This is a genomic window from Stenotrophomonas sp. WHRI 8082 (genome assembly GCF_040223995.2).
In the GTDB taxonomy this organism is placed as follows: domain Bacteria; phylum Pseudomonadota; class Gammaproteobacteria; order Xanthomonadales; family Xanthomonadaceae; genus Stenotrophomonas.
This window is the reverse complement of sequence record NZ_CP167826.1, coordinates 1,265,544-1,278,409: the sequence shown is the minus strand read 5'-3', so window position 1 is coordinate 1,278,409 and position 12,866 is coordinate 1,265,544. Positions and strand designations below refer to the sequence as shown.

The following is a 12,866-nucleotide window of genomic DNA, read 5'->3' as shown; positions in this document are numbered from 1 at the left end:
CATCTTCAGGCCGCTTGCGACTGCAGAAGTGGAGCCTGCGTTCAGCGGTGCAATGACTGGCGCAGCACGACCAGGTCCCATCGTTCTTGTACCAACGGCGGGCCCAGGCGTTTCGTTTCGTCTGATATCGGCTGATTGGCACCGATGTCGCCCAATTTCGGGATGAAGTCGGCGCTCCCCGGCGCTCTTGGGTAACTTGACCACGGCTTGAGCAATGCATGGTAGGAGTTGAATGGAATGGGCTGGTACTCCGGCTTGCCGGTCGTGCGCACGCCGACGATGTCGCCTGGCCCGACGAACATGCGCCATTCCGTTTGACCATCCCCGTGCTTGGTATAGATGCGGTCGGTCTGCCATTCCCATTGCTGGTCGAGGTTGACCGAACAGGGCTGCGTCACGATCTCCCCGGTTCCGCCGGGCGCCGAGCCCGAGGTGAGGATACGCATGCACTTGCGCGAGCCCCGATTGAAGTAGCGGCCAAGGGTATCCAGCTGCCACTGTGCATGCAGGTCTTCGATCCAGTTGCTCTGCGCAACATCCGGACACTGGCGCAGGACCACAACGCCGTGTTCATCACGCAGGCAGCCGCCATTGCCCGCTTTGGACTGGATGAAGACGGTCACTTCGCGTGTGAGGTAAGGCGAGTCCGCACGTATGCTCACCGAGGCAGTGGGCTGATGGTATGGATCGGGCTTGTGATCTATGGCATGGCCGTCGAACCCAAGGTTGTCGATTTTTCCGCCGGCGGACAGGCTCATCGTGCCGGTGTACGTGCCGGGGATGAACCAGACGGCGCTCCCCTCGGCGGTCACCTGCCGCATTGACGGCGTCATTTTGCTTTCACTCGGCGACCTGCCGAAGTAATCCGCCTTGGAGGCGATCGCTGAGGCCAATGGCATCTGCCAGTAGACGCGCGAGGTCTGGGCTGGAGTCTGCACCGCATTGGCGCCGATCGAGTAGTCCTTTACCGTGAAGGACAATGCATTGGTCGTGCTGTAAGAGCGCGAAAAGTCAAAGCTGAAGGCCGCTTTCGCCCCCACGGAGGGACCCTCTTTGCCCAAGCCTGCGCTCACCTCAGGCTTCAGTCCGAAACCGTAACTGGTCGTGGTGGTGTGCGACTCGCTGATGTTCAGGTCGGTTGATGGTGAGCTGGCCGGCCGTGATTCACTGAGCTTGGGCAGCGTCCCGCTGCTGTCCGGGGTGAACAGGCGGAGAAAGTATTCGTACTTGCCTGGAACGACGAGGCTTGAGCCGGACTTCCCGTTGTCATGGGGCTTCAGGTTGTGGGTCGATTTTGCGCTCATTACAAGGGTATCGTAGGTGCGGCTGCTACTACGCACGACCTCACCGCGCACTGTGACGAAGGCGCCATTACCCGATGACGCGTACTGTGTTTCGGTGAAGACCATGATGGGCAGGGCGACGAGTTCTGCGTCGTCGGTGGACGTAGCCGGCGTCGACTGCCCAGGTCCGCGCAGCGCTCTGGACGCGGTGTGGATGCCTTCGATGAGGGTGCGTGCAAGCTGCTGACGTTCGCCAATCGACTCCGGGAGCTCGGCCACCGTATGCAGGTGGGGAGAACCGTCTGGATCTCGCACGTAGATCGTCAGTGCGGCCGAAGATGAGAGGCCAAAGATACCTTGCAGCACGGTATCCACTGCGGCGTCCTTATCCTGCCGCAGCACAGCGACCGAGCGGCCGCGTCGGTAGGCGTCCACTGCCGTGGCACGGCGGTTGGCGTCGGCCAATGCGCCGTCGGTGAACCAGACGATCGATTGGTCCGTGCTGGAGCCCGCGGTCGGGTGCGGATTCTCCAGGCCCAGCAGGACCTGTAACTGCGCCAGGTCAAGCAGACCGTGGTGGGCAGCGACGGGCTCCGTCGCATGGACGGAGTTCGTGGAAAGGACAGCGACGATTGCAGCGGCGAGTAGTAGATGCTTCACGATGGTCTCCAAGAGAAGAGTTTTGTCGGGCAGCGTCACCGCTCGACAGTCGGATCCTCGCGTTCTGCGTCTAATGGTGTCGCGCACGGCGGCACTTATTGCGACAGCGGAGTAGTATTCCTATGCTTCGCCGCGGCAGTGCGGAGGGCATCGCGCTCGCAACGCTCAGCGTTGCCGGGTGCCCTTCTTCTTTCTCGTGATCGTGCCGATTCCGCCGATCTTGGCGCTGGTGGGTACCTCGCTGAATCCCGGCCGGATCGACGTCTTTAGGGAAGGCGCACTTGCGCCCGTTGCACATGCCAGCGCCAGTCCGGGTAGCGCTCGGGTAGAGCCGACTTCAGTCGGCTGGTGTCAACGCAGGGCAGCCGACTGAAGTCGGCTATACCTCGCGCCTGGTGCGGGGCAGCCGACTGAAGTCGGCTCTACCTCGGGCTGGTGCAGGGCAGCCGACTGAGGTCGGCTCTACCTCGTGCTTGGTGCAGGGCAGCCGACTGAAGTCCGCTCTACCTCGGGCCTGGTGCAGGGAAGCCTACTGAAGTCGGCTCTACCGTCGGCTCTACCGTGGATCCTGCCGGGGCGGTCAGCGCTTGTTGGGGACCTCGTAACCCAGACGGTCGACCTGGCTGCGCTGCTGCGGCACGCGCTTGAGCTTGTCGGTGTTCACCCCGTATTCGTCGCGCAGGCGCTCGGCCAACTGCTTGTACAGGGCGTTTTCCATTTCCGGCTTGCGCGCGAAGATCCACGCCATTTCGCGGCCCGGATACCCGACCAGCGCCCAGGAGTAGTCCGGCGCGACTTCCAGCACCCGCGAATGCGTGGGGACCACGCGATAGAACCAGGTGCGCCAGTTGTGGTTGCCGCTGTCTTCATCGACAGAGGCCCGCGCCTGGATCTCCTGCACGGGTTCGCCGAAGCCATCGCGGTAGCGGTAGGTGATGCCTATCTTCTGCGGCTCGCGCAGGGTGTACTCATTGACGCTGGCCACATGCCCGCGCTCGATGAAATTGGGCACGCGCCCGATCACATACCAGGTGCCCATGAAGCGCTTCAGGTTGATCGGCGCTCCCAACGCGCTGGCGTCAACGGTTTCAGTGGGCTCCGGGGCGCTGGACGCGCTCGAACGGAACATGGCACAACCCGGCCCGACGATCAGGGTGGTGAGCAGGACGATACAAAGCGGGCGGATCGACGGCATGAGGCAGCGGGCTCCAAGAGGGCTTGCGCAAGCATGGTCGAATGCGCGCGAGGGATTCGTCAATGGTGTCTGACCGATGGATGTCGCAGCCAGTGAGAAACGACACGGGCACAGTCGGCGCCTGGACACCACCCTATGCCGGAGAACGCCATGTCGAAGATGAATCCCGCTCCCGCCCGCCGGAAGGCCGAAGCGGTCGATCCCCGCCTGCTGCGCTGCGTCAGGCATGTGGCTCTGGCCGGTCTGGCGCTGGTGGTCGCCTGTCCCGCAGCGCGCAGCAGCAGCGCGTGGCTGGGTTGGCTGCCGCTCTGGCTGCTGGCCATGCCGCTGACCGCGTGGTGGGCGCTGCTGCGCTTCCCGCTGCCCCGTTGGACGTCGCGCCATCGCCCGCAGGCCCGGCGACGTGGTCACCGCCAGCCGCGGGTGGCCTGACCTTCGACACAGGAGCGGTGGCGCGACGCTGTGCTAGCGTTCTGCAGCTTATGACTGTCTGGAACCGCAATGTCACGACTCGCTTCCGCCTGCCTGCTGGCCGGCATGATGACCACCGCCTCGGCGGGGACCGCCATGGCCGCTGAACCGGCTTCCGACGACCGCTACGCCTGGCTGGAAGACGTCGCCGGCGACAAGCCGCTGGCCTGGGTGAAGGAACAGAACGCGAAATCCGAAGGGCGCCTTGCGCAGACCCCCGCCTTCCGGCAGATGGAAGCCAGCATCCGCGAAGTACTCGATTCGGACGCCAAGATCCCCGGCGTGGAAAAGATCGGCGACTACTACTACAACTTCTGGAAGGACGCCCAGCACGAGCGGGGCCTGTGGCGCCGTACCACCCTGGCCGAGTACCGCAAGGCGTCGCCGAAGTGGGAAACCGTGCTCGACCTGGACGCGCTGAACAAGGCCGAGGGCGAAAACTGGGTGTGGCATGGCGTCGAATGCCTGCGTCCTGAGTACAACCGCTGCCTGATCGCGCTGTCGCGCGGCGGTGCCGATGCCGATGTCACCCGCGAGTTCGACCTGGGTAACCGCAGCTGGATCAAGGACGGCTTCTTCCGCCCGGAATCCAAGGGCGGGCTGGGCTGGATCGACCGCGACAACGTGTTCGTCTACACCGATTTCGGCGATGGTTCGATGACCAGCTCCGGCTATCCGCGAGTGGCGAAGTTGTGGAAGCGCGGTACGCCGCTGTCCGCTGCGCAGGTGGTGTACGAGGGCAAGCCGGATGACATGTACATCGCGGCCCTCCATGACGATACGCCCGGCTTCGAGCGTAACCTGGTCAGCCGCACGCTCGCCTTCTACAACAACGAGCTGTACCTGCGGGGCGACGATGGCATGCTGACCAAGATCGATGCGCCGAACTCGGCTGAAAAGGGTCTGCACAAGCAGTGGCTGAGCCTGGAGCTGCGCGAGCCGTGGACGGTGGGGGGCAGGACCTATGCGGCGGGCTCGCTGCTGGCCACCCGCCTGGATGGCTTCCTGGCTGGCAAGCGTGACTTCGACGTGCTGTTCGAGCCGACCGACACCACCTCGCTGGCCGGTGCGGTGTGGACGAAGAACCACGTGGTGCTGAACGTGCTGGACGACGTCAAGAACCGCCTGAGCGTGCTGACGCCGGGCACCGGTGGCTGGAAGACCAGCCCGTTCGTCGGCGCGCCGACCTTCGGCACGCTGGGCGTGGGTGCAGTGGACAGCAACGACAGCGATGCGGTGTGGGTGACCGCCACCGACTACCTGACACCGACCACGCTGGCGCTGGCCGAGATCGGTCAGAAGCCGGAGGTCCTGAAGACGATGCCGGCCTTCTTCAATGCCGAAGGCAAGGTGATCGAACAGCACTTCGCCACCAGCAAGGACGGCACCCGCGTGCCGTACTTCGTGGTGCACGCCAAGGACATGAAGCTCGACGGCTCGAATCCGACCCTGCTGTACGGCTACGGTGGTTTCGAGATCTCGCTGACCCCGAACTACTCCGGTGGCATGGGGCGGGCGTGGCTGGAAAAGGGCGGCGTGTACGTGGTCGCCAACATCCGTGGTGGTGGTGAGTACGGTCCGCGCTGGCATCAGGCGGCGCTGAAGCAGAACCGTCACAAGGCTTACGAAGACATGGCCGCGGTGGCGCAGGACCTGGTCAGCCGCAAGATCACGTCGGCACCGCACCTGGGCGTGCAGGGTGGCAGCAACGGCGGTCTGCTGACCGGCAACATGCTGACCCAGTACCCGGAGCTGTTCGGTGCGGTGGTGGTGCAGGTGCCGCTGCTGGACATGAAGCGCTACAGCCACCTGCTGGCGGGCGCCTCGTGGATGGCCGAATACGGCAATCCGGACACGGCCGACTGGGAGTACATCAAGACGTTCTCGCCGTATCACCTGTTCGATGCGAAGAAGACGTACCCGCCGGTGTTGTTCACCACCTCCACGCGCGATGACCGCGTGCATCCGGGCCACGCGCGCAAGATGGCGGCGAAGATGATCGATGCGGGCAAGGACGTGACCTACTACGAGAACATCGAAGGCGGTCATGGCGGCGCAGCGAACAACGCGCAGGCCGCGCACATGCAGGCGCTGGCTTACAGCTTCCTGTGGGAGCGACTGGGCGGCAAATGATCCCTTGCTGGGGCACTGACTGAAACAACAACGCCGCCGAAAGGCGGCGTTGTTGCAAGTGCGATCACTCCGACGGAGGAGGGCTGGCGGCGCCACCGCCGCCATTGCCGCGGCCGCGGCCGCGACGCCGGCGGGGTCCCCGCGTGCGGGTCTCACCGGCGACGGGCTGCCCCTGCGCGGCGGCTTCGCCTTCCTGCGGCTCCTGACGTGCCTGCAACGGCGGCCTCGGCTTGGGCTTGGGCGCACGCGGTGGCCGTGCGCCGGCTACGGGCGCGGGCACGTCGCGGCCCGGCACCTGCACCACGCGCAGTTCGTCGGTATCCAGCTGGAGCGCGGTCAACTTGCCGCCCCAGACCGCGCCGGTATCGATGGCGTGCACGCCCTGGGTGATGGTAAGGCCTAACGCGGACCAGTGACCACAGACGACCTTGAGGTCGCGCTCCACCCGTCCGGGTACTTCGAACCAGGGGTACAGCCCCTGCTCCTGGGTGCCGGGCGTGCCTTTGTCTTCGATGCCGATGCGTGCCCGCGGTGTGCAGTACCGCATGCGGGTAAAGAAGTTGATGATCGCGCGGGAGCGATCATAGCCGGCCAGGTTGGGTGCCCAGATCGGCTTGTCGCCATACATGTTGCGCAGCAGTTTGCGATAGCCGTTGCCGTGCAGCTGCTGCTCCACCTCGCGCGCATGCTTCTCCGCCATCTGCGTGGTCCACTTCGGCGCGAGGCCGGCGTGCACCATCATCCAGCCCAGCTCGCGGTCGGTATGCACCAGTTTCTGCATGCGCAGCCATTCCAGCAGCACGTCGCGGTCTTCGGCGGTGACCACGCGCAGCAGGTCCGGGTTGACCTTGCGCTGTTCCTCTTCGGAACGCGCGCCAACGGCCAGCAGCGACAGGTCGTGGTTGCCCAGCACCACGACGCTGTGTTCGCGCAGGGAATGCACCAGGCGCAGCGTTTCCAGTGACTGGCCGCCCCGGTTCACCAGGTCACCGGCGAACCACAGGGTGTCCTGCGATGGATCGAAGTTGATCTTCTCCAGCAGTCGCTGGGTGACGTCGTAGCAACCCTGCAGGTCGCCGATAGCCCACACACTCATGGCCTGGCCTCCGTGTCAGTGCAGGGTTCGGGGAATGGTCAATACGAAGGGCGCGATGTCGGCGGCGAACTCGGTGCCATCGTCGGCCACCATGTCGTAGTGCCCCTGCATCGTGCCGTGCTCCGTACCGAGCATGACACCTGAGGTGTAACGGAAGTCTTCACCCGGCCGCAGCCGGGGCTGCTCACCGACTACGCCATCGCCGTCCACGTGTTCGACGTGGCCATTGGCATCGGTGATGCGCCAGTGGCGTGCCACCAGACGCACGGCGATGCCGCCGCGATTGTGGATGCGGATGGTATAGGCGAACGCGAAGCGTCCATCTTCGGGGGCGGACTGGTCATCGAGGAAGCGGGGGGCCACTTCCACGTCCATTGCATAGGGTTCGTCGTGCATCGTGGCAGTGTAATCAGCTTGCATTGGCCAAGGCGACGAATTCCGCCACCTCCAGCTGTTCGGCGCGGGCATCGGGGCGAACGCCGGCCGCAATGAACTGCTCGGCCGTGACCACGTTGTTGAGGGCGTTGCGCAGCGTCTTGCGGCGCTGGCCGAACGCGGCCTTGACCACCTCGGCGAAGCGCTTGCGGTCGTTGATGCCGATCGTGGCCGGATCACGTGGCACCAGCCGCACCACGGCCGAGTCCACCTTCGGTGGCGGGCGGAACGCGCCCGGCGGCACGTCGAACAGCGAGGTGACTTCGCAGTACGCCTGCAGCATCACGCTCAAGCGCCCGAACACCTTGCTGCCCGGGCCGGCGGCCATGCGGTCGACCACTTCCTTCTGCAGCATGAAGTGCATGTCGCGCACCACGCCGGCATGGTCCAGCGCATGGAACAGGATCGGCGAGGAAATGTTGTACGGCAGGTTGCCCACCAGGCGGATCTGCCCACTGCCCCCTTCGGCCTGCGCGAGCGCGGTGAAGTCCACCCGCAGCACGTCGCTCTGGATGATGGTCAACTCGCCCAGCGGTTCGGCGGCGGCGGTGAGCGGTGCGATCAGATCGCGGTCGAACTCGATGACGGTCAGCTTTGGATGCTGGCGCAGCAGCGGCAGGGTGATCGCACCCTGGCCGGGCCCGATCTCCACCAGACGATCGCCGTCCTTGGGATTGACCGCGCGCACGATGCTGTCGATGTAGTGACGGTCGGCCAGGAAGTGCTGGCCAAGCTGCTTCTTGGCCGGGGCGGTGAACGCCGGGCCAGTGGGGGAATGCGGATTCATGTCGTAAGTCTACGTTGCCGGGCGAGCTGCGCACACAGGGTGGTGGCCGCCTGCAGGCTGGAGGGGTCGGCGATGCCGCGACCGGCCAGGTCCAGCGCCGTGCCATGGTCGACCGCGACACGGGGGTAGGGCAGTCCAAGGGTCAGGTTCACGGCCTGCTCGAACCCGGAATATTTGAGCACCGGCAGCCCCTGGTCGTGATACATCGCCAGGACGCTGTCGAACCCGGCCAGCTTGGCCGGAAGGAAGGCTGTGTCTGCCGGAAGCGGTCCGATCAGTTCCATGCCTTCGCCGCGCAGGCGCTGCAGCAGCGGAATCATCAGGTCCAGCTCTTCCCGGCCCAGATGCCCGTCTTCGCCCGCATGCGGGTTCAGCCCCAGCACGGCAATGCGCGGCCGTGCGATGCCGAACTCGAGCAGCAAGGCAGCGTGCAGCGTGCGCAGGGCATGTTCGAGGGTGTCGGCGGTGATCGCATCGGCGACCGCGCGCAGGGGCAGGTGGGTCGTGGCAAGGGCCACCCGGACGATGGGGTTGGCCAGCATCATCACCACGCGTACGCCGGCCTGGTCGGCCAGCAGTTCGGTCGTGCCGCTGTAGGCGATACCGCCCTCGTTGATCACGGCCTTGTGCACCGGGCCGGTCACTACGCCCTCCAGGCTGCCGTCAAGGCAGGCCTGGCCCGCGCCCAGCAGGGCGTCGATCACCGCCGATGCATTGCGGGGGTCGGCCATGCCGAACTGACTGGTCGTGGCGTTGGGGATCGCGCGAAGTCGCAGGTCACCGGGCCGGCAGGCGTGCGCCTCTTCAGGCAGCAGCTGCAACGGAAGGGACAGGGCGGTTGCCGCGGCACGCAGGGTGACGGGGTCGGCAAACGCCAGCAGCCGGCAATCAGTGCGCGGCTGCTGGATCAGACGGATGCAGAGCTCCGGCCCGATCCCGGCGGGCTCGCCCGGTACCAGAGCGAGCTCGGGGAGCATGGCTCAGGACTGGGGCGGCGTGGCGGTGCTTTCCGCCCGGTCGCCACTGCGGAAACTCACGTAGGCTTCGCCACGCAGCTCGGACAGGAAGCGGTTGTACTCTTCTTCCAGCTTGCGGCGGCCAATGGTTTCGCGGATCTGCGCACGCTGGTTGTCAACGCCGACATCGGTCTGCCGGGTGCCGACGCGCTGCACGATGTGCCAGCCGGCGTCGGTGCGGAATGCCGCACTGATGCCACCGTCGGCCACGCCTTCGACCTGGCGGCCGAAGTCGGGACCGAAGGCATCGACCGGGAACCAGCCCAGGTCACCGCCCTGGCCGCGGCTGTTGTTGTCTTCGGACGATTCCCGTGCCACGGCCTGGAAATCGGCACCGCCGACGATGCGCGCGCGCAGCGTATCGATCTTCGCCTTGGCGGCGGCATCGTTCTGCTGATCGGTCACCCGCACCAGGATGTGACGCGCCTGATATTCGGTCACGGTCTGGCCGGTAGCGCCGCCAGCGTTGGCATCACGCACTTCCACCAGCTTCAGCAGCTGGAAGCCGCTCGGGCCGCGCAGGGGACCGACCACGTCGCCGGCCTTCATGCCCTGCATCACCTGCAGGAAGGCCTGCGGAATTTCGTCCATCGAGCGCCAGCCGAGGTCGCCGCCCTCCAGCGCATTGGGGCTGTCCGAATACCGGACGGCCGCCGCGTTGAAGTCCAGCTCACCCTTGTCGAGCAGCGACTTCACGCCATCGGCCTTCTGCTGGCCGGTGGCGATCTGGTTGGCATCGGCACCGTCAGGGGTCGCGATGAGGATGTGCGCCAGGTGGTACTGGGTACCGGCCACGGCCTGCTGCTTGAGCGCTGCGTCCACTTCACCTTCGCTGACGCTGATGCGGCTCTGGGCATAGCTCTGGCGCAGGCGCTGGACGATGATCTCGTCACGCACCGAACGGCGGAACTCGTCGTAATCGATGTTGTCAGCAGCCAGGCGCGAGCGCAGCTGCTCGACCGTGCCACCGTTCTGCTGGGCGATCGAGTCGACGGCCTGGTTGAGTTCCTGGTCCGATACCCGGATGCCGCTGCCTTCAGCGCGCGTCACCTGCAGCTTGACCAGCACCAGCCGCTCCAGTACCTGCCGGCTCAGCACATCGTCCGGCGGCAGCTGGTTCTCGCGACCGGCGTACTGGGTCTTGATGTTGGCCAGTGCGCGGTCCAGTTCGCTCTGCAGGATGACGTCTTCATCGACGACGGCGGCGATGCGATCCAGTGCCTGGGTCTGCTGGGCCAGTACCTGGAAAGGCACAGACGCAGTGGACACCGCCAGCAGGGAGGCGAGTAGGACGGGAAGGGTCTTGGTCATGGGATCAGATTCGGATCGTAGTCGTCGCGGGTCGCGCCGGTGGTGCTGGGGGGCACGAGATAGAGGTCGTCGCGGTTATAGCCGAGGATAGCACGGCGCAAGGTGCGGTCCGTGTTCTGGCCCAGCGAGCTCAGGCCCTTCAGCACGAACTCGAGCTGGAAGGAGGTATTGAGTTCGCCTTCGCGATTGCGGACGTAGCGACGGGCCAGTGCACGCACGGCCAGGCAGCAGCTGTCCCACTGCACGCCACCGATGATTTCCAGTGGCTTGCTGTCTTCGATGGAGTAGTAATACCGGCCCACCACGCTCCAGCGCGGATTGATCGGGTACAGGAACGACAGATCGCCCTGCTTGAGCAGGTTGCTGCCATCGGGGTTGATGCGATGACGGTAGGTCAGGTTGACGATGCCGTCGTTGGACATCAGGTAGCGCGCACGCACGCTGGCCAGATCTTCGCGCTTGTTCTTGGGATCCCACTGGTAGGTGGCGCCCAGGTTCCAGCGGTCGTTGATCATGTAGTTGGTGTCGGCGATCCATGCGGACTTGCCCTGCTCCACCGGCGTGGGGCTGCTGGGCAGGGTGACGCGCGAATCGTCGAAGTACAGGATCTGGCCGATGCTGGCCGAGAAGCGCTCGCGGCCGCTGGTCTGGTCGATGAAGCGCGTGCTCAGGGCCATGGTCAGCTGGTTGGCATCGTTCTGGCGGTCGGCGCCGGTATAGCGCGAATCGCGGAACAACTGGCCCCAGCTGAAGGTGAAGTCACGGGTATCGAAGACCGGCAGCTCGCTCTGGTCGCGGTAGGGCGTGCGCAGATAGAACAGGCGCGGCTCCAGCGTATGCAGGTACGGCTTGTCGCCGATCGTCGTCTCGCGGTCGAAGAACATGCCCGCGTCCAGGCTGGCGATCGGCACGCTGCGGTTCGGCGAGGTGTTGCCACGCAGCTGATCCGGCGTCGGATTGGTGATGCCCGCATCGGCCAGGTTGGTGGCCCGGATCTGGTCGGCCAGGCCCTGCTCCAAGTCATAGCCGGTATAGCGCCATGCCAGGGTGGGGGTGACATACCAGGCCGCGCCGCTGATCGGCATGGTGACATACGGCTTGATGTCCAACCGCGAGCCGCCGAATGACTGCTTGCTCAGGCCGTTTCGCTCGTATTCCTGCTCCGGGCCGAACTTGTAGTTGATGTCATCGCGGTCGAAGCGCACGGCTTCGGCGTACACACCCACTTCCAGCCACGGCAGGATCGGCTGGTCCCAGGTACCGAACAGGCGCGGCTGCCGGTTGTAGGGCAGCGACTCTTCGGTCAGCGTGTAATCGGTCAACTGCCAGTAGTCGGCCATCAGGCCGGCGGTCCAGTTTTCACCGGTGCCGTAGATGCCGGCCTGGCTCTGCAGGTTGGACGCGGTCACGCCCAGCAGCTTGTTGGCGAAGTCTTCCAGGTAGCGTTCGTCGCTGACCCAGGCCAGCCCGGCGCGTGCCTGCCAGTTGGCGTTGAAGTTGTGGTAACCGGAATACTCGACCCGGCCCCGGTCCTTGTCGCGCAGCTTGTCGTTGGGCAGGTAGGCCGTCCGCAGCTCGCCGCGGCCACCTTCGTAGAGGTAGCGGAACTCGTTGTCCACCATCAGGCCGCGCTTGCTCATGTAGCGCGGGGTCAGGGTGTCGTCGTAGTTCGGCGCCAGATTGAAGTAGATCGGCTGCGCATAGTCGAAGCCGTTGCGCCCGGACAGGCCGAGCTCCGGGTACAGCAGGCCGGTCTGTCGACGGTCATCGATGGGGAACTTGAAGTACGGTGCCCACAGCACCGGCACCTTGCCGATGCGCAGCACGGCATTGCGCGCGGTACCGAAGCCCGCATCGTTGTCCACTTCGATCTGCGGCGCCGACAGCTTCCAGATGGGCTGGGAGGGATCGCAGGTGGTGTAGGTGGAGCGATGCATCTGCCCGACCGCACCCTGCAGGTCCACCGATTCAGCGCCACCATTGCCACGGCGTGATACCAGCTGGTACTGGATATCGGAAATCTTGTGGGTGTCGGCTTCCTGGTTGCCTTCGGCGCGCTTGGCGACCATCCGGATCGAGGAATCCTGGTAGCGCACGTTGCCTTCGGCGACGTAGTTGCCGGTTTCGGTATCGAAGCTCAGGTGGTCGGTGCCGAGGAACTGGTCGCCGCGCTTCAGCGCGACGTTGCCCTCGTACTGCGGCACCGTCGAGGTGCCGGACAGCTCGTCACCTTCGATGTCGGTGGGCTGTTCGGTACGGGTTTCGGAGGCAGCCTTGTCCGCCGGCGGCGCGTCGCCAAAGGCGGGCAGCACGTCGGACGCAGGGCAAAGCCCCCAGTTCGGTGGCTTGTCATCGGCAAATGCCGGCAGGCACAAGGCGATGCCGAGAGGGAGAGGCAGCAGGCGGAGAGCTTTGCGCACGCGTGATGGTTCAGGCGAAAACGATCCGTAGCTTGCCCCATCCCTTGCATAGGGGCAAT

The 12,866-nt window shown here is 65.3% G+C and carries 10 protein-coding genes; 2 read left to right on the top strand and 8 right to left on the bottom strand.

Translation table 11 applies throughout. The features are described from left to right. Nucleotides 1–41: 41 nt before the first annotated feature. Both ABRP17_RS05725 and ABRP17_RS05720 read right to left on the bottom strand, forming a co-directional pair. Nucleotides 42–1,982 carry a hypothetical protein gene (locus ABRP17_RS05725; protein ID WP_349986139.1) on the bottom strand — a complete coding sequence of 647 codons (1,941 nt, stop codon included), beginning with the start codon at nt 1,980–1,982 and terminating at the stop codon, nt 42–44. A gap of 541 nt (nt 1,983–2,523) precedes the next feature. Continuing rightward, nucleotides 2,524–3,072 (bottom strand): lipocalin family protein, encoded by a 549-nt coding sequence (locus ABRP17_RS05720; protein ID WP_372486913.1) that lies wholly within the window; start codon nt 3,070–3,072, stop codon nt 2,524–2,526. A gap of 216 nt (nt 3,073–3,288) precedes the next feature. Here ABRP17_RS05720 and ABRP17_RS05715 point away from each other — a divergent pair, with 216 nt between their 5' ends. Together ABRP17_RS05715 and ABRP17_RS05710 are read left to right on the top strand one after the other, a co-directional pair. Continuing rightward, nucleotides 3,289–3,570 (top strand): hypothetical protein, encoded by a 282-nt coding sequence (locus ABRP17_RS05715; protein WP_349986138.1) that lies wholly within the window; start codon nt 3,289–3,291, stop codon nt 3,568–3,570. A 69-nt stretch (nt 3,571–3,639) separates the two neighbouring features. Continuing rightward, nucleotides 3,640–5,742 (top strand): prolyl oligopeptidase family serine peptidase, encoded by a 2,103-nt coding sequence (locus ABRP17_RS05710; RefSeq protein ID WP_349986137.1) that lies wholly within the window; start codon nt 3,640–3,642, stop codon nt 5,740–5,742. Between the two features lie 64 nt (nt 5,743–5,806). On the opposite strand, the gene ABRP17_RS05705 is transcribed toward ABRP17_RS05710, so the two are convergent. From ABRP17_RS05705 to lptD, 6 genes are read right to left on the bottom strand one after another with little or no spacing between them, the layout of a single operon-like run. Next, nucleotides 5,807–6,838 carry a symmetrical bis(5'-nucleosyl)-tetraphosphatase gene (locus tag ABRP17_RS05705; protein WP_192080823.1) on the bottom strand — a complete coding sequence of 344 codons (1,032 nt, stop codon included), beginning with the start codon at nt 6,836–6,838 and terminating at the stop codon, nt 5,807–5,809. A 15-nt stretch (nt 6,839–6,853) separates the two neighbouring features. Then, nucleotides 6,854–7,234, bottom strand: a complete 381-nt coding sequence (apaG, locus tag ABRP17_RS05700; protein WP_188325030.1) for a Co2+/Mg2+ efflux protein ApaG — start codon at nt 7,232–7,234, stop codon at nt 6,854–6,856. Between the two features lie 13 nt (nt 7,235–7,247). After that, nucleotides 7,248–8,060 (bottom strand): 16S rRNA (adenine(1518)-N(6)/adenine(1519)-N(6))-dimethyltransferase RsmA, encoded by an 813-nt coding sequence (gene rsmA / locus ABRP17_RS05695; RefSeq protein WP_192094200.1) that lies wholly within the window; start codon nt 8,058–8,060, stop codon nt 7,248–7,250. Continuing rightward, nucleotides 8,057–9,037, bottom strand: a complete 981-nt coding sequence (pdxA, locus tag ABRP17_RS05690) for a 4-hydroxythreonine-4-phosphate dehydrogenase PdxA (RefSeq protein ID WP_349986136.1) — start codon at nt 9,035–9,037, stop codon at nt 8,057–8,059. The genes rsmA and pdxA overlap by 4 nt, the downstream gene beginning before the upstream one ends. A 3-nt stretch (nt 9,038–9,040) precedes the next feature. Beyond that, nucleotides 9,041–10,387 (bottom strand): peptidylprolyl isomerase, encoded by a 1,347-nt coding sequence (locus ABRP17_RS05685; protein WP_349986135.1) that lies wholly within the window; start codon nt 10,385–10,387, stop codon nt 9,041–9,043. Next, a complete protein-coding gene (gene lptD / locus ABRP17_RS05680; RefSeq protein WP_349986134.1) occupies nt 10,384–12,807 on the bottom strand; it encodes an LPS-assembly protein LptD in 2,424 nt (807 codons plus the stop codon). Before lptD ends, ABRP17_RS05685 begins: the two co-directional genes overlap by 4 nt. Between the last annotated feature and the right edge of the window lie 59 nt (nt 12,808–12,866).